The sequence below is a fragment of the Microbacterium sp. OVT16B genome (assembly GCF_019969705.1).
In the GTDB taxonomy this organism is placed as follows: domain Bacteria; phylum Actinomycetota; class Actinomycetes; order Actinomycetales; family Microbacteriaceae; genus Microbacterium; species Microbacterium natoriense.
In genome coordinates this window covers 2,100,105-2,121,313 of record NZ_JAHXZA010000001.1, presented here as the reverse complement: position 1 = coordinate 2,121,313, position 21,209 = coordinate 2,100,105, and the positions used below count along the sequence as shown (strand labels likewise).

Below are 21,209 nucleotides of genomic sequence, written 5' to 3'. Positions count from 1 at the left end.
AGATGACCGGTAGACTTCCACGCATCGTGAACTCCCGAAAAGACATGATCTCCGAACGAAACGACGTGACGACTGCTCCGGCATCCACGGCGTTGTCGTCGCGCACGGGAACCCGCGGACGTCGGGCGGCAGGTATCGTCGCCGCTCTCGCGGTCGTCGGATTCGCGGGCGCCATGGTCGCGCCGACCGGTATCGCGCTGGCCGATCCGCCCGCAGAGGCCGCGACCGAATCGGCGTTCTCGGCGGCCCTGGTCGACACGCAGAACCTCACCGTCACGGTCGAGGGTGCGACGATCGCTCCGATCGAGCGCGGCACCTTCTCGGTCTACGTGACCCCGAAGCCGACCCCGACGGCGACGGCGAAGCCGGCCTCGACGGGCGGCGGAGGGGGAGGTGGACCGCTCTTCTACACGGGCGGCGGCGCTCCCGCCGAGTGGATGTCGGCCGCAGGGATCGCCGAAGGCGACTGGGGATACGTCGACTACATCGTCTCCCGCGAGAGCGGATGGAATCCCAACGCGACCAACAGGAGCTCGGGCGCCTGCGGACTCGTCCAGGCTCTCCCGTGCAGCAAGGTCCCGGGCAACGGCTACGACCCGGTGGACAACCTGCGCTGGGCGACCGGTTACGCGACCGGCCGTTACGGCAGCTGGGCGGGCGCGCAGGCGTTCTGGTCGAAGAACCACTGGTGGTGAGCTCGGGTCATGGCCCGCTCACGAAAACGCCGTCCGGCGCGCCCTGACACCGACGACTCCCTCGATCGTCTGCTCTCCTCCTGGAAGCGCACCGAGGTGCGCCGCGGCGTCGAGTGGATCGTGCAGCCGGTCTCGGGCGCCCAAGCTCTGAAGGACTACATCTGCCCCGGATGCGGTCGCTCCGTCGAGGCGGGGACGGCTCATCTCGTGGCCTGGCGTGCAGACGGGGTGCTCGGCGATGCCGCCGACCTCGCTGCGCGCCGTCATTGGCATTCGCACTGCTGGAGGATTGCATGACCATCGAGATCCGTGGCCCCCTGGAGCTGCCGGCGGCGCGTGAGGACATCGTCCTGCAGACGGCGGATGGTCTCACTCTCGTCGGCGAACTGGCTCTTCCCGAGGCGCATGCGCCTGTCGCGACGCTGGTGACGCTGCATCCGCTCCCGACGGCCGGCGGATTCATGGACTCCCACATCCTCCGGAAGGCGGCCGCCCGTCTCCCCGCGCTCGCGGATCTCGGAGTGCTGCGCTTCAACACGCGCGGGACGACGTCGCCCAGAGGAACGAGCGACGGCGCGTTCGACGGCGGAGCGGCCGAGCAGTTCGACGTCGCTGCCGCGATGGACTTCGTCCGCGAGCGCGCTCTTCCCCGTCCCTGGCTGGTCGGCTGGTCGTTCGGCACCGAGCTCGCGCTCAAGTACGGCCGAGAGCACGACATCGAGGGCATCATCCTGCTGTCCCCACCGCTGCACCGCGCCACCGAGGCGGAGGTCGCCGCATGGGCGGAGACCGATCACGAGGTGGTCGTCCTCGTTCCGGAACTCGACGACTACCTGCGCCCGAAGGAGGCGGCGGACCGATTCGCGTCGATCCCTCATGCCCGGCTGATCGCCGTCGAAGGCGGCAAGCACCTCTGGGTGGGGGAGAGCCAGACGAGGCGGGTCCTCACGGAGATCGTTGCGGCCGTCAATCCTTCCGTGCTTCCGCTGGCCACGCACTGGCCGACGGACTGACGACGGATCAGCGTTCGTTCATCCGGGGGATCAGCACCTGCCGGTAGATGATCAGGACGCTCGCGGCCACAGGGATCGCGATGAGGGCGCCGAGCAGGCCCAGGAGGCTTCCACCGGCGAGAGCGGCGACGACCACGACCGCACCGGGGACCGATACCGCCCGACTCATGATGCGCGGCGAGATGATGTACGCCTCGATCTGCATGTAGATGAGGTAGTAGATGGCTGCGGCGATCGCGGTCGCGGGGGAGCCGAGGCCGGGGATCAGGCACGCCAGCACGATGATCGTCGATCCCGTCAGCGTGCCGACGAGCGGGATGAGAGAGAAGAAGAAGGCGACGACGGCGAGGACCGCGGTGAACGGCGCCTGGATGATCGAGAGGAAGATCATGCTGAGCACGCCGTTGATCGCGCCCTGCGCGACCTGACCCATGACGTAGTACCCCACGGAGTCCGTGATCTGCTCGGCGAGGTCGATGAAGCGCTCGCGCTTCGACGCCGGAGCGAGCTGGTAGACCGCCCGCTTGAGTGACGGGGTCGACGCGGTGAGGTAGATGGTCAGGATCAGCACGATGAACGCGCCGAAGAGCCCGCCGAGGATCGCCCCGCTGGCGGCGATCACACCCTGGCCGATCTCCGCGAGATTCGTGTTGAGCCAGTCCTCCAGGTAACTGAAGACCTTGTCCACATCCAGATTCGGGAAGGTGGCGACGATCCAGTCCCGCGTGTCGTCGATCAGGTTGCTGCGCTGCACGATGGCCGTGATCTGCGCGACGAGCTCGGAGATCTGATCGACCAGCACCGGCAGGACGATCAGGACGATCCCGGCGAAGACTCCGAGCACGGCCAGGATCGTCACGAGGACGGCGAGCCAGCGGGGGAGACGGCGCCGCTCGAGGAAGGACACGAGCGGGTCGAGGCCGAGGCTGAGGAACAGTGCGGTGCCGACGTAGAGCAGGATCGTCGACAGATTCTGCAGGCTGCCGATGAGCATCACGCCCAGACCCACGCCGAGCGTCGCCACGAGGGCGGTGCGGAACGGGTTGTGGATCTTCATCGGAGCTCCTCGGGAGAATCGGCTGAAGCAAGGCTATCGAGCAGAGCCCTTCCGGACGCTCCCGACGTGCCGTGGAGCCGGTCCGCCGACGCCCTCGTGGGCAACACACAGGAGCTTTCGCTAGGCTGGAACGTCGAGTGTTGCGATTCGGACGGATGTCCGAGGCGCGTGAGGAGACTATTCGTGCGTTTCGTATGGGCCGTCGTGGCCTTCGTGCTGGCCACGGTTCTGATCGGTGCGGGCATCGCACAGCGAACCATCTTCCTGGGTCCCGACTCGCAGCAGACGACGGTCAAGGTCGAGGAGCCCGCTCCGTTCGTGATGCTGGACGGTGACGTGCTGCGCCAGCACCCAGGGATGCAGACGCTGATCGTGCAGGGAGGCGGAGACATCTTCGCCGCGTACGGTCGTACGGCCGACATGAAGGCCTGGCTCGCCGACACCTCGTACAACCACGTCACCGTCGGGAAGAGCGGCGCGTTGAACGTGAAGCTCGTCGAGGCAAAGAAGTCGGATGCTGCGGATCCCGGAACCGGCGACGGCTCGACGCCGGCACCCACCGAGACGCCGGCCGCCGATGACGGATCGACCGATGCGACGACCGGCGGGCACAACCCCGCCGGATCCGACCTCTGGCTCGACTCCTTCACCGACGCCGACACCCTGATCGCCGACAAGATGCAGCTGCCCGACGGGGTCAGCATGCTGATCGCCTACGACGGCACGAAGAACGCACCCGACGACATCAAGGTCTCCTGGCCGCTGGACACCTCCACGCCGCTCGCCGGCCCCCTCGTCGCCGCCGGTGTGCTCGTCCTGCTCGTCGGCCTCGTCCTCTACATCCTCGCGATCCGTCACCAGCGCCGCGGACGCGGCCCGCGCCGCAAGGGCCCTGGCCCGCTCCCGGTGACCGAGCCCATCGACGTGGCCGCGCTGCCGGCAGCCGAACGCGCAGTGATCGAATCCTCGGCCACGCCCGCCGCCGCAGACGCCGCTGAGACGCCGGAGGCGCCGACGGAGAACGATCCGGACGCCACGCCGCCGAAGGCCGAGATGCGGAGCGCGCGACCGGCTCGCCGCCGTTGGGCGCTCGCCCTTCCCGCTCTCGCGGTCACGGCCGTCCTGGCGACCGGGTGCACGGCCGACTCGTGGCCGCAGCTCGGGGCATCCTCGCCCACCCCCACTCCGACGCCGACCGTCATCGCCCCGGAGAACCAGAAGCCGCCGGCTGTCACGGAGGCGCAGGCGAAGCGGATCCTCGAGAGCATCTCGTCGACCGTGGCGGATGCGGACTCCGCGATGGACATCGAACTCGCGAAGACCCGTCTCGACGGCGCCGCGCTGGCGACGCGCGCGACGGACTACGCACTGCGCGCCGCGATCCCCGAGACTCCCGTCCCGGCGGTCATCCCCACCGATGACGTCGAGGTCGTGCTTCCCGAGGCGACCGATCGCTGGCCGCGCACCGTGCTCCTGCTGTCGAAGAGCAAGGGCGACGAGACCGTGCCGCCCGTCATCCTCACCATGACGCAGCAGGACCCGTGGTCGAACTACAAGGTCACCAACATCGCGGAGATGTCGGCGGACTCGGTGTTCCCCGAAGTCGTCGCCCCGTGGCTCGGCACGTCACTCGTACCGGACGATTCCGCGTTCCTCAGTCTGGCTCCGGGCAAGCTCGCTGCGGCGTTCGCCGACGTGGTCGATGCGAACGAGCAGAGCGCGTCCTACGGCGCATTCGATGAGCTGGCGCTCAAATACGCGACCTCCATCCGCGACAGCAGGCAGGCCGTGGTGGACAACCTCGCCGCCAACAACGCCGCCGAGACCTCGCAGACCGCCTTCGACATCGTCCCGTCGGATTCGCCGCCGGTCTCGATGACGACACTCGACAGCGGAGCGATCGTCGCAGTCTCCCTGATCGACACGCAGACGGTCACTCCGACGTCGGCGGAAGCCGTGATCCGGTTCGAGAAGAACCCCGAGGCGAAGGCCCTGACCGGAGTCACCGAGTCCGCCAAGGGCGTGGCAACGAAGTACGAGTTCCAGCTGTTCTTCGCCGTTCCGGCGCAGGGGTCGACGGAGCAGATCCGTCTCCTCGCCGTGCGGCAGGACCTTCTCTCCGTCGAGGTGATCAAGTGAGCGAGATCTCGCCCGCAGCCCTTCGCGGCGCCGTCGACCTGTCGACGCTCCGCAACCGCCCCGCTGCCCCCGCGCAGGGAGCCCCCGCGCAGGGAGCACCCGCGCCCGGCGTGACCGACGTCGTCGTCGACGCCACCGACGAGTCCTTCGGCGAGATCCTCGAGATCTCTCGCACCGTCCCCGTCGTCGTTGACCTCTGGGCGGAGTGGTGCGGTCCCTGCAAGCAGCTCAGCCCGATCATCGAGAAGGTGACCCGCGAGCTGAACGGCCGCGTGCTGCTCGCCAAGGTCGATGTCGACGCGAACCCCCAGCTTGCGCAGGGGTTCCGCGCGCAGTCGATCCCCATGGTCGTGGCGGTCATCGCCGGTCAGCCCGTGCCGATGTTCACCGGTGCGGTGCCGGAGCAGCAGGTGCGGGACGTGTTCGCCCAGCTGCTGCAGCTCGCCGCACAGAACGGCGTCACCGGCACGCTCACGGTGGGAGAGGGCGCGGAGCCCGCTGCCGAGCCCGAAGAGCCGCCGCTGCCCCCGCTGCATGCCGAGGCCTACGCCGCGATCGAGGCGGGCGACTACGCCGCCGCCATCGTGGCCTACGAGAAGGCGCTCGCGGAGAACCCTCGCGATGAGGAGGCGATCGCCGGCCTCGGCCAGGTGCGTCTTCTCGATCGCGTGCAGTCTCTCGACCTCCAGGCTGCTCGTGCGGCCGCGGCCGCAGGTCCGCTCGACGTGCAGGCGCAGTTCGATGTCGCCGATCTCGATCTCGCAGGCGGACACATCGACGACGCGTTCGGGCGACTGCTCGATCTCTTTGAGAAGCTGCCGTCCGACGAGCGCACCGCCGTGAGGGAGCGCCTCGTCGAGCTCTTCGGTCTCATCGGGGCCGCTGATCCCCGCGTCGGCGCTGCACGCAACCGGCTGACCTCGCTGCTGTTCTGATCGATGCGCCGTGGGCCCGTCACGGGCCCACGGCAGCGATCAGCCGTGGTTGATGGTCGGCACGTGCGGCTCGCCCTGATAGCGCAGCCAGATCGTCGACAGCGCGGGAAGGGTGATCGTCGCCGTCGGCGCCTCCGCCCCGTCGGGTCTTGCGACCACGACGCCGAGGTTCCCCGAACCACGGCCGCCGTACTCCGCCGCATCCGTGTTGAGGATCTCGTTCCAGACGCCCTCCCGCGGAAGGCTCAGCCGGTATCCGGTGCGCTCGACGCCGGCGAAGTTGCTCACCACGACCAGGCGTCCGCCGTGTCCGTCGCGTCGCTCGAAGGCGATCACCGTCGGGTCCCAGCTCGGCGCGCCGAGGCGTGAGAAGGACGATCCGTCGTTGTCGCGCTCCCAGAGCGGAGCCTGTGCGCGATAGGTGCGGTTCATCGTGCCGACGAAATCCTGCAGCTGCGCGTGCGACGGCTGCTCGAGCAGCCACCAGTCGAGTTCACGCGACTCGGACCACTCGGCCAGCTGACCGAACTCCTGCCCCATGAAGAGCAGCTTCTTTCCGGGATGCCCCCACATGTAGGCGAGGTAGGCGCGCATGTTCGCGAGCTTGTGCCAGTGGTCGCCGGGCATCTTCGCCAGCAGGCTGCCCTTGCCGTGGACGACCTCGTCGTGGCTGATGGGCAGCAGATAGTTCTCCCCGAAGGCGTAGACGAAGGAGAACGTCATCTCGCCCTCGTGGTGGGCGCGGTACATGGGATCGCGCTCGATGTACTGGAGCGAATCGTTCATCCAGCCCATGTTCCACTTGAATCCGAACCCGAGGCCGGCGTGGTCGGTGGGCGCGGTCACGCCGGGGAAGGCCGTCGACTCCTCGGCGATCATCAGGATGCCGGGGTGCAGACGGTACGCGGTCGCGTTGACCTCCTGGAGGAAGCGGATGGCCTCGAGGTTCTCCCGCCCGCCGTGGACGTTCGGTTCCCACTCGCCGTCCTTGCGCGAGTAGTCGAGGTACAGCATCGAGGCCACGGCATCCACCCGCAGTCCGTCGACGTGGAACTCGCTCAGCCAGAACAGGGCGTTCGCCACGAGGAAGCCGCGGACCTCCGGGCGACCGTAGTCGAAGATCAGGGTGCCCCAGTCCTGGTGCTCGCCACGACGGGGGTCCGGATGCTCGTAGAGCGCCTGACCGTCGAACTTCGCGAGAGCGAAGGCGTCCTTCGGGAAGTGCCCGGGCACCCAATCCATGATCACGCCGATGCCGGCCTGGTGGAGGCGGTCGATCAGATACCGCAGGTCGTCCGGCGACCCGAAACGGCTGGTCGCCGCGTAGTAGCCGGAGACCTGATAGCCCCAGGAGCCGCCGAACGGATGCTCGGCGAGCGGCATGAACTCGACGTGCGTGAAGCCGGCGTTCGTGACGTGCTCGATGAGCGGATCCGCCGCGTCCCGGTAGCCGAGGCCGCCGCGCCACGACCCGAGGTGCACCTCGTACACGGAGAGCGGCTGCGCCACGGCGTGCGTGGCGGCTCTGCGCGTCATCCAGGCGCCGTCGGACCAGGTGTGCGAGGACTCCGTGACGACGGACGCCGTCTCCGGGGGCACCTGCGCGGCCTGGGCCATCGGATCCGCCTTGAGGATCCAGTCGCCCGACCGCGTGCGGATCTCGTACTTGTACCTGGCGCCGAGATCGAGGTCGGGGATGAAGAGCTCCCAGACGCCGCTGACGCCCATCGAGCGCATCGCATGCGCCTCGCCGTTCCAGCCGTTGTGGTCGCCGACCACCCGCACGGCGGTGGCGTTGGGGGCCCACACCGCGAACGAGACGCCGGTGTCGCCGTCGAGGGTGCGGGGATGCGCCCCGAGCACCTTCCAGAGCCTCTCGTGACGCCCTTCGGCGATGAGGTGCAGGTCGATGTCGCCGAGTGTGGGAACGTGGCGGTAGGGGTCGCCCACGAGGGTCTCCGGATCGTCGTTGTACGCGGTCGCGACGCGATAGGCCACCGGAGCGCCGTCGTGCTGGCCCTCCCAGATCCCGTGGGCGATGTGGGTGAGGTCGAGGCGGGTGCCGTCGGAGAAGACGGCCGCGACCGATGAGGCGAGCGGTCGACGGACGCGGATGAGCGTCGTCGTGCGATCCGCCGCATCCTTGAACGGATGAGCGCCGAGCACGGAGTGCGGATCGTGATGAGACGCTCCAGCGACGGTGGCCCAGTTTGCGGATGCCGTCACGTCTTCGACGTAGCTCATGCTCGTTCCCTCACCTTCAGGATGTGCACCGGCTCGCTGAACGAGTCGAGGCGCACGTAGTTGTGGTCTGCCCAGGTCCAGACAGCCCCCGTGACGAGGTCTTCGACCTCGAAGCTCTCACCGAGCGGCACGCCCCACACGGTCGTGTCGAGGTGCACCGTGGTCTCTCGCACCGAGTGCGGGTCGACATTGGCGACGACGATGATCGTGTCGGACGCCCCCGTGCCGGTGAACTCGGCGTCGAGATGCTTGCTGTAGACGAGCACCGCGTCATCGTCGCTCCAGTGGACCGACAGGTTGCGGAGCTGACGGAGTGCAGGGTGCTCGCGACGGATGCCGTTGAGGCGGCGGAGGAGCGGGGCCAGGGAGTCCCCGGCGGCCTCGGCTCCCTCCCAGTCCCGCAGCTTGAACTCGTACTTCTCGTTGTCGATGTTCTCTTCCGACCCGGGGCGGGCCACGTTCTCGAACAGCTCGTAGCCCGCGTACACGCCGTAGACGGGGGCCGCGGTCGCCGCGATGCACGCGCGGATCCGGTACGCGGCGCGTCCGCCGAACTGCAGGTACTCGGTGAGGATGTCATGCGTGTTCACGAACAGGTTCGGACGCATGTAGTCGCTCGTCTCGTGGGAGACGGAGGTCAGGAACTCCTCGAGCTCCGCCTTGGTGTTGCGCCAGGTGAAGTAGCTGTAGCTCTGCTGGAATCCGACAGCGGCAAGTGCGCGCATCACCGCAGGGCGGGTGAACGCCTCGGCGAGGAAGATCACGTCGGGGTCGGCCGCGTTCACGGTGGAGATCAGCCACTCCCAGAACTGCAGAGGCTTGGTGTGGGGGTTGTCGACGCGGAAGATCTTCACGCCCTGCGAGACCCAGTGCTGCACGACGCGCAGCATCTCCTGGTAGATGCCCTCAGGATCGTTGTCGAAGTTCAGGGGATAGATGTCCTGGTACTTCTTCGGAGGGTTCTCCGCGTACGCGATCGTGCCGTCGGGGAGGGTCGTGAACCACTCGGGGTGCTCGACCACCCAGGGGTGGTCGGGGGAGGCCTGGAGCGCCAGGTCGAGGGCGACCTCGAGCCCTTCTGCCTGCGCCGCCCGGACGAACGCTCGGAAGTCGGCGGGCTTGCCGAGGTCGGGGTGGATCGCATCGTGACCGCCCTCTGCCGCTCCGATGGCATAGGGGGAGCCAGGATCTCCCGGCTCGGTGGTGAGGGTGTTGTTGCGGCCCTTGCGGTTGGTGGTGCCGATCGGGTGGATCGGAACGAGGTAGATCACGTCGAACCCCATGGCGGCGACGGCGGGAAGGCGCTTGGCGGCCGTGCGGAACGTGCCGCTCTTGACGGTGCCGTCCTTCAGGCGCTTCGCGCCCTCCGACCGCGGGAAGAACTCGTACCATGCGCCGACGCCCGCGGCCGTGCGCTCCACGAGGAGCGTCTGCGGTGCGGTCGCGGAGCGAAGGGAGGTCAGTGGGCGATCGTGGAAGATCTGCGCCAGCTCGGCATCCGTCGACGCGGCGAGAGCGAGGTCGGCATCCCCGTCGGCGAGGGATGCGGCGACGGCGGCGAGGTGCGTGCGCTGCGGAGCGGGGCGGTCCTTCTCCGCCGCGGCGCGGAGGAGGAGGTCCGCGCCGAGCGCGGCCATCACCGGCACGTCGACGCCGGCCGCGATCTTCAGCTCCGCGGCGTGCGCCCAGGTCGCGAAGTCGTCGGAGAAGGCCTCGAACACGAAGGTCCATGCCCCCTGGACGTCGACGGCGAGCTCGGCGGCCCAGGCGTCGGTGCCGTCCTTCCGAGGGCGGAGACGGTGGAGTGACTCCTCGCCCTCGGGGGAGACCAGCCGCAGCTGGACGCCGATGATGTCGTGCCCCTCTCGGAACGCGACGACGCTGAACGGCACCACTTCTCCGACGAAGGCCTTGGGGGCGAACCCGCCGGGCACCCGGGGGGCGCCGTTCAGCAGCGGGATGCGCGTCGTGCGCAGATCCTCGCCGTCCGAATGGGCGCCGAGGGGGCGCAGGGGGATCTGAGAGGGGCTTCGAAGAGCCGTGGTCCGGGTACTCGCGCGTGCTGCCACACCCTGAATGTACCGCTACCCGAGCAACGCGGGTAGCGAGGTGACAGGGCGGGTCGCGCTACGATTCACTCGACCCGGAAGAGGCGCATAGACGTGCCCGGAATGGGCAGCACGTCGCCGGGTGCGAACACCTCCGCGGCATCCGACGGACGCTCATCGGCGCTCGACCAGAGCTCGACGAAGCGCGTCGCTCCCTCGATCTCTTCGGGCAGCCGCACGTCGATCGGCGCCTCGGTGCCGTGCACGATCAGGAGGATCCTGTTGGCGGCCTCCGTGTCGGGGGTCGAGGCGGCGACGTACTGGATCGTCCGGTTCCCCGGGTCCGTCCACTGCTCGCTCTCCATCGTCTCGCCGTTCTGGTCGAACCAGTCCATGACGCTCGCGTTGGGGATGTGCTCGCCGAGCCGCGCGTACTTGCTCGGGCGCAGGGCGGGGTTCTCGGAGCGGAGCGAGATGAGACGAGACACGTGCGCGCGGAGGTCTTCCTGCCACGGCTCCTCATCCCAGCCGAGCCACGTCATCGCCGAGTCCTGCGCGTAGGCGTTGTTGTTGCCGCGCTGCGTGCGTCCCACCTCGTCGCCGGCGGTGAGCATGGGGATGCCGGCCGAGAGCAGCAGAGTGCCCAGCAGGTTGCGCATCGCCTTGCGCCGCGCGGCGAGGATGGCCGGGTCGTCTGTGGGGCCCTCGATGCCGTGGTTGAACGAGCGGTTCATGTCGGCGCCGTCGCGGTTCTGCTCGCCGTTGGCCTCGTTGTGCTTCACGTCGTAGGAGACGAGATCGTGCAGGGTGAAGCCGTCGTGCGCGGTGACGAAGTTGATGCTGGCCAGGGGGCCGCGCTCATCGGCGAAGGTGTTGGACGATCCGGCGAGCCTGGTCGCGAAACCGCCGATGCCCACGGGGGCCGATGCGCGTCGTGCGTAGTCGATGTCGCTGAGCCAGAAGTTGCGGACGCGATCGCGGTAGCGGTCGTTCCACTCGTGCCAGCCCGCCGGGAAGTTCCCGGTCTGCCAGCCGCCGAGGCCCACGTCCCAGGGCTCGGCGATGAGCTTCGTGTCCTTGAGGACCGGGTCGTTCGAGATCGCGGTGAGCAACGGGTGCTCGGGGGTGTAGGTGTGCGCGGCGTCCCGGGCGATAGCCGTCGCGAGATCGAAGCGGAACCCGTCGATCTGCATCTCCTCGGCCCAGTAGCGCAGCGAATCGAGGACGAGACGGGCGCCGGCATCCGTCGAGGTGTTGACGGTGTTGCCGCACCCGGTCGTGTCGATGTACGCGCCGTTCGCGTCCTGTCGGTAGTAGCTGGCGTTGTCGATGCCGCGCATGCTCCACCGGGGACCGCCGAGACCTTCCTCGGCGGTGTGGTTGTAGACGACGTCGAGGATGACCTCGAGACCTGCCTCGTGGAGGAGCCGGACCATGCCCTTGAACTCGGCGAGGACGGCTTCGGGGCCGCCCTTGCGGGACTCCTCCGTCGCGTAGGCGGTGTGCGGAGTGAAGAAGTTCAGGGTGTTGTAGCCCCAGTAGTTCGTCAGGCCGCGTTCGAGCAGCCGAGGCTCCGGCACGAACGCGTGCACGGGCAGCAGCTCGATCGAGGTGATGCCCAGAGAGTGGAAGTACTCGATCATCGCGGGGTGGGCGAGGCCCGCGTAGGTGCCGTGGAGCGCCGGAGGAACATCGGGCTGGCGCTTGGTGAGCCCCTTCAGGTGTCCTTCGTAGATCACGGTGCGGTCGAGCGGCACTCGGGGCTTCTGCGACTGGCCCCAGTCGAAGCCGTCGACGATGACGACGGAGCGCCATTCCTCGTAGCCGTCGCCCTGGGCAAGCCCGCGCGCGTACGGGTCGAGGAGAAGGGTCTCCGGGTTGAACGTGTTGCCCGGGCCGTGCGGTCCACCGACGCGCAGGGCGTAGCGGACTCCGGGCTGGAGGAGCGGGGTCGTGACCTCCCAGACGCCTCCGGGGAGACGCTCGAGGTCGACCTGGTCGGTCACCCAGTCCAGGTCGGTGGCGTCGAAGACGACGAGCTCGACGGAGGAGGCGTTCTGAGACCAGACGCGCAGGGTGCCGACGCCGTCGTGCAGACGGACGCCGAGGTTGTCGAGTGCTGGACCGCCGGGCACGGTGAAGTCTCGGTTCGCGGGCATAGGTACACATTAGGGGGCGGGGCTCGGGTCTCACGACAGGGCGTACTCAGTTCCGTGTGCCACGGTGCCGGAAATAGGGGAGAGTTGTAGGGATGCGCCACTACCTCGACCATGCAGCGACCACGCCCCTCCGTGCGGAGGCGCGCGAGGCCTGGTTGGCGGCGACCGACGTGGTGGGAAACGCCTCGTCCACGCACGGAGCGGGGCAGGACGCCCGCCGTCTGCTCGAGGAATCGCGCGAGCGCGCCGCCGCGGTGCTCGGATGCGAGCCCATCGAGGTCGTGTTCACCTCCGGCGGGACGGAGTCGATCAACCTCGCCCTGCAGGGTCTGTGGAGCGCGAGGGCGGAGGGCGCCGACGCGATCGTGATGCCGGATGCCGAGCACCACGCGACGATGGACACCGTCGCCTCGTTGGTCGCCGGGGGCGCCGTGCTGCGTCCTGTCGCGGTCACCGCGGAGGCGCGCATCCCCGTCTTCGGCTTCGCTCAGGCGCTGCCCGGTGCTGCGCTCGCGACCGCGCTGGTCGCGAACAACGAGGTCGGAACCGTCAACGACGCGCGTGCACTGAGCGCGGCCGCTGCGGATGCCGGAGTGCCGCTGCACCTCGACGCCGTGTCCGCCCTCGGTCATCTCCCGCTCTCGTTCCGTGCTCTCCGCGGCGATGCGTCAGGCGGGAGCGGTCTCGTCGCCCTGAGCGTCGCCGGGCACAAGATCGGGGCCCCCGTCGGAGTGGGGGCGCTCGTCGTCGCCCGCACGGCGCGGATCGCCGCTCTCCTGCACGGCGGAGCGCAGCAGCGCGGTCTTCGGGCGGGTACGCAGGATGTGCCGGGCGCCGCCGCGTTCGCCGCCGCCCTCGAACTGGCTTCCGCCGAGCTCGACGCGGAGACGGAGCGGCTGATCCTGCTTCGCGACCGGCTGGTCGACGGCATCCGTTCGCTCGTCCCCGCGGCGGTGCTGCTGGGCGACCTGGTGGACCGCCTGCCGGGCAACGCGCACCTGCTGTTCCCCGGAGCCGTCGGTGAGAGCCTGCTGTTCCTTCTGGACATGGCAGGGGTCGCGGCATCCACGGGGTCGGCCTGCCAGGCGGGCGTCGCCGAACCGTCGCACGTCGTCATGGCGATGGGGCGCAGCGAGCAGGACGCGCGCAGCGTGTTGAGGTTCTCGCTCGGGCGCACCTCGACCGACGCCGACGTCGACGCGGTGCTCTCCGTCATCGCGGATGCGTACGCGAGGGCGTCCGCGGCGCGTTGAACGCACTCGGAGCCCGTCCAGCCGTGCCCTCGTAGACTGGGCGGATGCGAATTCTTGCGGCGATGAGCGGGGGAGTGGACTCCGCGGTCGCTGCGGCGCGCGCTGTCGACGCCGGGCACGAGGTCGTCGGCGTCCACCTGGCGCTGTCCCGCGCCGGCGGCACGCTGCGCACAGGCAGTCGCGGCTGCTGCACGATCGAGGACGCCCTCGACGCTCGCAGAGCAGCGGACCTGCTCGGAATCCCGTTCTACGTGTGGGACTTCTCGGAGCGCTTCCGCGACGACGTGATCGACGACTTCATCGCCGAGTACCAGGCTGGTCGCACGCCCAACCCGTGCATGCGCTGCAACGAGAAGATCAAGTTCGCCGCTCTTCTCGAAAGAGCGCTGGAGCTGGGCTTCGACGCGGTCTGCACCGGGCACTACGCCAACCTCGTCCCCACCGACTCGGGGCTCGAGCTGCATCGTGCCGCCGATGACGCGAAGGATCAGTCCTACGTGCTCGGCGTGCTCACCGCAGAGCAGCTCGCCCACACGTACTTCCCGCTCGGAGAGACGCCGTCGAAGGCGCTCGTCCGCGCCGAGGCGGAGGAGCGGGGCCTGAGCGTGGCGCAGAAGCCCGACAGCCACGACATCTGCTTCATCCCCGATGGGGACACGCGCGGCTGGCTCGCCGAGAAGGTCGGCACGGCCACCGGTGACATCGTCGATCGCGCGGGCGCCGTCGTCGGCTCGCACGAGGGAGCGCACGCGTACACGGTCGGCCAGCGTCGGGGGCTCAAGCTCGGGGTGCCGGCGGCCGACGGCAAGCCGCGGTTCGTCCTGGAGGTGCGGCCCGTCTCGAACACCGTGGTCGTCGGCCCCAAGGAGGCTCTCGCGACGGCGGAGATCTCGGGTCGGCGCTTCAGCTGGGCCGGTGCGGGGCCCGATGAGCGATCCTTCGCCTGCGAGGTGCAGATCCGCGCCCACGCCGAGCCGGTGCCCGCGCAGGCCTTCGTGGAGCCGGACGGACTGCGGGTGGTGCCCGAGGTGCCGCTCGACGGCGTCGCGCCGGGGCAGACGGCCGTGCTGTACGTCGGAACCAGGGTCCTCGGGCAGTTCACGATCGACCGCACCGTGTCGGCGGTGCCCGCCGGGGTCTAGAGCCGTGCGATGTCGGCCCCCGATCGTAGACTGACGGGGTGCCGGAGAACATCTCGCTGGAAGACGCCCGTACCGAGGCCGAACAGCTGACCACGCTCATACTCGAGGCGAAAGACGCGTACTACGGACGCGACACCTCGGTGGTCGACGACTTCACCTACGACGGCTGGATGCACCGCCTCGAAGAGCTGGAGCGGCTGCATCCGGAGCTGCAGGGGCAGGACTCGCCCACGCAGATGGTCGGCGCCGCCGAGTCGACGGGACTCGACACGATCGAGCACGCCGAACGGATGCTGAGCCTCGACAACGTCTTCTCCATCGAGGAGCTCCGCGAATGGGCCGCGAAGACGCGGGCCGCCGCGGGGCGCGATGTGAACTGGCTCACGGAGCTCAAGATCGACGGACTCGCGATCAACCTGCGATACGAGGACGGCGTGCTCACGTCCGCGGCGACACGCGGAGACGGCCGTGTCGGCGAGATCGTCACCGAGAACGCCCTGCGCCTGCCTGAGATCCCCGAACGGCTGAGCGGCACGGGGCATCCGTCGATCGTGGAGGTACGCGGCGAGGTGTTCATCCCCGTGGCCGCCTTCGAGCGCCTCAACGCCGCGCAGGCATCCTTCCGCGAGCGCGCCTACGCCGATGCCCTCGCGCGCTGGGAGTCCCGCAGCGGAGCGAAGAAGCCCTTCGACGAGGAGAAGGCGAGCGCGGCCGCCGCCCGTCGTTTCCCGGCTTTCGCCAATCCCCGCAACGCCGCGAGCGGAGGCCTCCGCCAGCAGATCGACAAGAAGGACGGGCTCGAACTCGAGGCCGGCCTGCTGCGGATCGAGTCGCTCGCGATGTACGTGCACGGCATCGGCGCGTGGGAGAACCCTCCGGTCTCCGCGCAGAGCGAGGTCTACGAACTGCTCGCGGGCTGGGGCCTGCCGACGAGCCCTCATGCGAAGGTCTGCACGAGCATCGACGAGGTCATCGGGTTCGTCGAGCACTTCGGCGAGCACCGTCATGACATCGAGCACGAGCTCGACGGCATCGTCGTGAAGGTCGATGAACTCGCGCTGCACGACGAGCTCGGCATGACCAGTCGCGCCCCGCGCTGGGCGATCGCCTACAAGTACCCGCCGGAGGAGGTCCAGACGACGCTCCTCGACATCGTGGTGTCCGTCGGACGCACCGGCAGGGCGACGCCGTTCGCCGTGATGGCCCCTGCGCACGTCGCCGGTTCCGTGGTGCGCCAGGCGACCCTCCACAACAAGGACGTCGTGAAGGCCAAGGGCGTGCTGATCGGCGACACGGTCGTCCTGCGCAAGGCGGGTGACGTGATCCCCGAGGTGCTCGGACCCGTGGTGGAGAAGCGCGACGGCACCGAACGGGAGTTCGTCATGCCCGCCGACTGCCCGGAGTGCGGAACCCCGCTTCGTCCGATGAAGGAGGGCGACATCGACCTCCGCTGCCCGAACGCGCGCTCCTGTCCTGCACAGGTCCGCGGTCGCGTCGAGCACATCGGCTCTCGCGGCGCGCTCGACGTCGAGGTGCTCGGCGAGGTCACCGCCGCCGCCCTCACGCAGGCGGAGCCGCCGGCGGTCGCGCCTCTCGACACGGAGGCGGGGCTGTTCTCCCTCGCGCTCGGCGATCTGGTGCCGATCTCCGTGGTCGTGCGCGACTCCGAGACGGGCGAGCCCAAGGTCGACGAGGAGACCGGTGAGCTCGTGCGTCGGGCGCCGTTCCAGAAGCTCGGCCCTGCGCAGTACCCGCCGGGCACGGAGGCGATGGATGCCGCGGTGCGCCGCCGCCTCGGAGTCAGGAAGGACTATCGCGAGGTGCTGCCGTCAGAGGCCGCCACGAAGCTCCTCGCCGAGCTCGAGAAGGCGAAGACGAAGGAGCTCTGGCGCCTCCTCGTGTCGCTCAACATCCGCCACGTCGGACCGGTCGCGGCACGCGCCCTGGCGCAGTGGTTCGGGTCCCTCGATGCGATCCGTGCGGCATCGCGTGAAGATCTGGCGGCTGTCGAGGGCGTGGGGGGCATCATCGCCGACTCCCTCCTCGCCTGGTTCGAGGTCGATTGGCATCAGGACATCGTCCGGAGCTGGGCGGACGCGGGCGTGCAGTGGTCGACTCCGGGGCATCCGGGTCCTGGAGCCGCAGTCGTCGAAGGAGGTGTGCTCGACGGTCTCACGGTCGTCGCCACCGGCTCTCTCGACGGGTACACGCGTGACGGCGCGCAGGAGGCGATCCTCAAGGCGGGAGGCAAGGCCGCCTCGAGCGTCTCGAAGAAGACCGACTTCGTCGCCGCAGGCCCCGGCGCCGGATCCAAGCTCGCGAAGGCGGAGGAGCTCGGCATCCGCATCCTGGACGCGGCGCAGTTCCACCTGCTGGTGACCGAGGGCCCGTCGGCACTCGGGTGAAGCGCTACGGTCCACTGATCGCTGTCACCGATGCTCTCGCCGTCGGAGACCCGGGTCGTCATCATCTGCGGCTGACGCCCGATGCGGTGCTTCTCCGCGAGGGGATGGAGAACCGCGGCATCCTCACCTGGGATGCGGTGGAGCGCATAGAGATCGCCGTTCCGACGACGAGGTTCCGACTGCCAGGACTCGTGAGCACGCTCCTGCTCGGCGCTCTCGCAGCACTGATGCTGTCGGATCCCGGTGTGGATCCCGACGACGGCCAGGTCGAGGTGATCGTCGACGGCGAAGCGATCGAGATGCCCCTCAGCCGCCACCATGTCGGCGGCTACTGGAGCCCGACCGTCGTCGGGGCGCACCGACTGCTGCAGCATCTCATCGACAACCCGCAGCAGCGACGGCTGCTCGCCCACCCCGAGGCGCTCATCGATCTCGCCGCCCGGCTCGCACGAGGCTGATGCAGCGCGACCGGGGCTCAGGACTCCCTGAGCGCCGGTCGGCGCCGATCAGGCCTTGTGGCGCGGCTTGCGGAAAGGCTTGTCCTCGCGGGCTGGGCGATCGTCACGGAACGAGCGCTCTCCGCGGTCCTGTCGCGGACCGCGGTCGCCGTAGGACGGGCGGTCGCCGTCTCGGCGTGCACCGCCGCGCGGACCGCGGTCGGGCTTGATCTCGATGAGACGGCCGGAGATGCGCGTGTCGCGGAGCTTCTCCAGCACGGAGGCGTCCATGTTCGCCGGAAGCTCGACGATCGAGAAGTCGGGACGGATGTTGATGACACCGAAGTCGTCGCGGCCGAGACCGCCCTCGTTGGCCAGCGCGCCCACGATCTGGCGCGGCTCGACGCGGTGACGGCGGCCCACCTCGATGCGGTAGGCGGCGTAGTCGCCGCGTCCTCGACGCTCTGTGCGGGGCTCGCGCGCGTCACGCGCTCCGCGCTCGCGGGGAGGACGGTTGTCGGCCTCGACGGCCTTGGAGAGCGGGTCGTTCGACGGGTCGAGCAGCAGCGGCGTCTCGCCCTGTGCGACGATCGCGAGAGCGGCGGCGACATCGGACTCCGGCACGTCGTTGTTGCGCACGTAGTGGGCGATGATGTCGCGGAACTTCTCGATGCGTGCCGTCTCGCTCAGCGCCGCGGTGATCGCGTCGTCGAAGCGTGCGAGACGCGTGGTGTTCACGTCATCGGTGCTCGGCAGCTGCATCTGCGTCGGCTCCTGGCGCGTCGCGCGCTCGATCGACTTGAGCAGGTAGCGCTCACGAGGCGTGATGAAGCTGATCGCGTCGCCCTTGCGCCCGGCGCGTCCGGTGCGGCCGATGCGGTGCACGTACGACTCGGTGTCGGTGGGGATGTCGAAGTTGACGACGTGGCTGATGCGCTCGACGTCGAGACCGCGCGCCGCGACGTCGGTGGCGACGAGGATGTCGAGCTTGCCGTCCTTGAGCTGGTTGACGCTGCGCTCGCGCTGCACCTGCGCCACGTCGCCGTTGATGGCGGCGGCGGAGTAGCCGCGGGCGCGGAGCTTCTCGGCGAGGGTCTCGGTCTCGTTCTTCGTGCGGACGAAGACGATCATTCCGTCGAAGTTCTCGACCTCGAGGATGCGGGTGAGTGCATCGACCTTCTGCGCGTACGAGACCACGAGGTAGCGCTGGGTGATGTTCGTGCCCGTCGCGGTCTTCGACTTGATGCTGATCTCTTCGGGGTCGCGCAGGTACTGCTGCGCGAGCCGGCGGATCTGCGGAGGCATCGTCGCGGAGAACAGGGCGACCTGCTTCTCCTCGGGCGTCTGCGCGAGGATCTGCTCGACGTCCTCGGCGAAGCCCATCTTGAGCATCTCGTCGGCCTCGTCGAGCACGAGGTACTGCAGCTCCGACAGGTCGAGCGTGCCCTTGGCGAGATGGTCCATGATGCGACCGGGGGTGCCGACGACCACGTGCACGCCGCGACGCAGCGCAGACAGCTGGACGCCGTAGCCCTGACCGCCGTAGACGGGCAGCACGTGCACGCCCTTCATCTTCGACGCGTAGGACTCGAACGCCTCGCACACCTGGAGCGCGAGCTCGCGGGTGGGAGCGAGCACGAGCGCCTGCGGGGTCTTCTGCGAGATGTCGAGGCGCTCCAGCACGGGCAGGGCGAACGCGGCGGTCTTGCCGGTTCCGGTCTGCGCCATGCCGACGACGTCGCGGCCGGCCAGCAGGGTGGGGATCGTCGCCGCCTGGATGGGCGAGGGGGTCTCGTAGCCGAGGTCCTTGATGGCTTTGAGGACGGGCCCGGTGATGCCGAGCTCCTCGAATCCGGGGGTCGAGGGGGCGTCGGTGGGCACAGCGTCTTCTTCAGTCACTGACCAAGGGTAGCGTCTCCGACCCCATCGCGCCTGGGCGCGCGGTCAGGAACCGCTGGTCAGCGCCAGCAGCTTCTCCTTGACCTGGCGGCGGAGGACCTTGCCGATCAGTGATTTCGGCAGCTCGTCGACGACGAAGATGCGGCGCGGCACCTTGTACGGGGTCAGGATGCCGCGGGCGAACTCGCGGATGGCCTCGACATCCACGTCCTTCGCTCCGTCGACGACGATCGCGGCGACAACCTCCTCGCCGGAGTGATCGCTCGGAAGGCCGACGACGGCGGCATCCGACACATCGGGATGCTGGCGCAGGGCGTTCTCGACCTCGGTCGGCGCGACGTTGAAGCCGCCGGTGATGATGAGCTCCTTGATGCGGTCGACGATGCGGATGAAGCCGGCGTCGTCCACGGTGACGATGTCGCCGGTGCGGAACCAGCCGTCGACGAACACGGCCTCGGTCTCCTCCGGCTTGCCGTAGTAGCCGGAGAACACCTGCGGTCCGCGCACGATCAGCTCGCCGGGCGAGCCCTCAGGCACGTCCTGCGTCGGGTTCTCGGGATCGACGACGCGGCACTCCGTGCCGGGGAGCGGCAGTCCGACGGTTCCGGGGACCCGGTTCTCGGCGACCGGGTTCGCCATCAGCACGGGGGAGCACTCGCTCAGTCCGTAGCCCTCCACCAGATACCCGTGCGTCGCCTTCTCGAAAGGAACGACGAGCTCGTGCGGCAGCGCCATCGCGCCGGAGATCGCGACCTCGATGCCCTCCAGCGAGACGCCCTGAGCGTTCGCGGCAGAGAGCAGCCGGTCCGCGATCGGCGGGACGAGCGGGAGGAACGTCGCCGGATGCTTCTTCATGACGTCCAGCACGAGGTCGGGATCGAACTTCGGGAACAGCACGAGGCGCGCGCCCATCGACATCGCGAAGGTGAGGCACAGGGTCAGACCGTAGGCGTGGAACATCGGGAGCACGGCGTAGACGACGCAGCCCTTGCCGCGCTGGATCGACGGCACCCAGGCCTGGGCCTGCGCCGCGTTCGACAGCAGGTTCCGGTGCGTGAGTGCAGCCCCCTTCGGGGTGCCCGTGGTGCCGGACGTGTACTGGATGATCGCGAGGTCGTCGGTCTGCGGCCTGGCATGCGATGCCGGGAGCGGGGAGGAGCCGACCAGCGTGTCCCACGTGATCGTGCCGCGCACGCTCTCCGTGAGGGCCGCGCGGGACTCGCGCGCCTTCGCGATGGGCAGACGCAGGGCGACGCGCGTGAGGAACGGCATGGCCCGCGTGACGTCGACGGAGATCAGGTTGGCGACGGCCAGATCGGCCGGGAACTCCTGCACGGTCGAGACGACCTTGTTCCAGACGATGGCGTGCTTCGCGCCGTGGTCCTCGAACTGCTTGCGCAGCTCCCGCGGCGTGTACAGCGGGTTGTGTTCGACGACCACCGCGCCCAGCCGGAGCACGGCGTAGAACGCCACGATGTGCTGGGGGCAGTTGGGAAGCACGATCGCCACGGGGTCGCCGGCCTTGACGCCGAGGTCGCGCAGCCCCGCGGCGGCGCGGTCGATCGCATCCTGCAGCTGCGCGTAGCTCGTCTCCCTGCCGAAGAACTGCAGCGCCGGGGCATCCGGGTAGTCCCTGGCGGATGCCGCGACGATGTCGATCAGCGAACCCTCGACGGGAGCGAGGTCTTCAGGGACGCCGGCTGCGTAGCTGGCGACCCACGGGCGAGGAGGCTGGAACGTGCTCACGTGCTCAGCATATGCCGGGTCCGCAGACGGGCGCGGG

15 protein-coding genes are annotated in these 21,209 nt (G+C 69.1%); 9 read left to right on the top strand and 6 right to left on the bottom strand.

Annotated features, from left to right (window positions below; translation table 11 throughout):
- Positions 1-26 precede the first annotated feature (26 nt).
- The 3 genes from LC438_RS10070 to LC438_RS10060 are packed head-to-tail and all read left to right on the top strand — an operon-like array spanning position 27 to position 1,708.
- Complete coding sequence (locus LC438_RS10070) at positions 27-695, top strand: transglycosylase SLT domain-containing protein (protein ID WP_223586471.1); 669 nt, start codon at positions 27-29, stop codon at positions 693-695.
- Between the two features lie 9 nt (positions 696-704).
- Positions 705-992, top strand: coding sequence for a hypothetical protein (locus tag LC438_RS10065; RefSeq protein ID WP_223586470.1), 288 nt, complete (start codon positions 705-707; stop codon positions 990-992).
- On the top strand, positions 989-1,708 hold the full coding sequence (locus LC438_RS10060) for an alpha/beta hydrolase (RefSeq protein ID WP_223586469.1): 720 nt from the start codon (positions 989-991) through the stop codon (positions 1,706-1,708). The genes LC438_RS10065 and LC438_RS10060 overlap by 4 nt, the downstream gene beginning before the upstream one ends.
- Before the next feature lie 7 nt (positions 1,709-1,715).
- Here LC438_RS10060 and LC438_RS10055 read toward each other — a convergent pair whose 3' ends face one another.
- On the bottom strand, positions 1,716-2,765 hold the full coding sequence (locus LC438_RS10055; RefSeq protein ID WP_105673370.1) for an AI-2E family transporter: 1,050 nt from the start codon (positions 2,763-2,765) through the stop codon (positions 1,716-1,718).
- A gap of 183 nt (positions 2,766-2,948) precedes the next feature.
- On the opposite strand from LC438_RS10055, the gene LC438_RS10050 reads away from it, so the two are divergent.
- Both LC438_RS10050 and LC438_RS10045 read left to right on the top strand, forming a co-directional pair.
- Complete coding sequence (locus tag LC438_RS10050) at positions 2,949-4,904, top strand: glycosyl transferase (protein ID WP_223586468.1); 1,956 nt, start codon at positions 2,949-2,951, stop codon at positions 4,902-4,904.
- Complete coding sequence (locus tag LC438_RS10045) at positions 4,901-5,839, top strand: tetratricopeptide repeat protein (protein ID WP_105674905.1); 939 nt, start codon at positions 4,901-4,903, stop codon at positions 5,837-5,839. The genes LC438_RS10050 and LC438_RS10045 overlap by 4 nt, the downstream gene beginning before the upstream one ends.
- 39 nt (positions 5,840-5,878) lie before the next feature.
- On the opposite strand, the gene glgB is transcribed toward LC438_RS10045, so the two are convergent.
- The 3 genes from glgB to glgX all read right to left on the bottom strand — a co-directional run bounded on the left by glgB (position 5,879) and on the right by glgX (position 12,290).
- Entirely contained in the window at positions 5,879-8,083 is a 2,205-nt protein-coding gene (gene glgB / locus LC438_RS10040) for a 1,4-alpha-glucan branching protein GlgB (RefSeq protein ID WP_223586467.1), read from the bottom strand.
- Positions 8,080-10,152, bottom strand: a complete 2,073-nt coding sequence (locus LC438_RS10035) for an alpha-1,4-glucan--maltose-1-phosphate maltosyltransferase (protein ID WP_374197875.1) — start codon at positions 10,150-10,152, stop codon at positions 8,080-8,082. The genes glgB and LC438_RS10035 overlap by 4 nt, the downstream gene beginning before the upstream one ends.
- Positions 10,153-10,217: 65 nt before the next feature.
- Entirely contained in the window at positions 10,218-12,290 is a 2,073-nt protein-coding gene (glgX, locus tag LC438_RS10030) for a glycogen debranching protein GlgX (protein ID WP_223586466.1), read from the bottom strand.
- Positions 12,291-12,382: 92 nt separating this feature from the next.
- Between glgX and LC438_RS10025 the strand changes: the two genes are divergently transcribed.
- Genes LC438_RS10025 through LC438_RS10010 form a run of 4 tightly spaced genes read left to right on the top strand, consistent with a single transcriptional unit; the run spans position 12,383 to position 17,548 of the window.
- Positions 12,383-13,543: a cysteine desulfurase family protein gene (locus tag LC438_RS10025; protein ID WP_223586465.1), complete on the top strand. Its 1,161-nt coding sequence runs from the start codon at positions 12,383-12,385 to the stop codon at positions 13,541-13,543.
- 44 nt (positions 13,544-13,587) lie between these two features.
- A complete protein-coding gene (gene mnmA, locus LC438_RS10020; protein WP_105674915.1) occupies positions 13,588-14,685 on the top strand; it encodes a tRNA 2-thiouridine(34) synthase MnmA in 1,098 nt (365 codons plus the stop codon).
- A 38-nt stretch (positions 14,686-14,723) separates the two neighbouring features.
- Positions 14,724-17,090: an NAD-dependent DNA ligase LigA gene (gene ligA, locus LC438_RS10015; protein WP_223586464.1), complete on the top strand. Its 2,367-nt coding sequence runs from the start codon at positions 14,724-14,726 to the stop codon at positions 17,088-17,090.
- Positions 17,087-17,548 (top strand): hypothetical protein, encoded by a 462-nt coding sequence (locus LC438_RS10010; RefSeq protein ID WP_223586463.1) that lies wholly within the window; start codon positions 17,087-17,089, stop codon positions 17,546-17,548. Before ligA ends, LC438_RS10010 begins: the two co-directional genes overlap by 4 nt.
- Before the next feature lie 48 nt (positions 17,549-17,596).
- Here the strand turns inward: LC438_RS10010 and LC438_RS10005 are convergent, their stop codons facing one another.
- Together LC438_RS10005 and LC438_RS10000 are read right to left on the bottom strand one after the other, a co-directional pair.
- Complete coding sequence (locus LC438_RS10005) at positions 17,597-19,426, bottom strand: DEAD/DEAH box helicase (RefSeq protein ID WP_181155903.1); 1,830 nt, start codon at positions 19,424-19,426, stop codon at positions 17,597-17,599.
- 45 nt (positions 19,427-19,471) lie between these two features.
- The gene (locus LC438_RS10000) at positions 19,472-21,172 is read right to left on the bottom strand and encodes a long-chain-fatty-acid--CoA ligase (RefSeq protein WP_223586462.1); all 1,701 of its coding nucleotides are present in this window, start codon (positions 21,170-21,172) and stop codon (positions 19,472-19,474) included.
- Between the last annotated feature and the right edge of the window lie 37 nt (positions 21,173-21,209).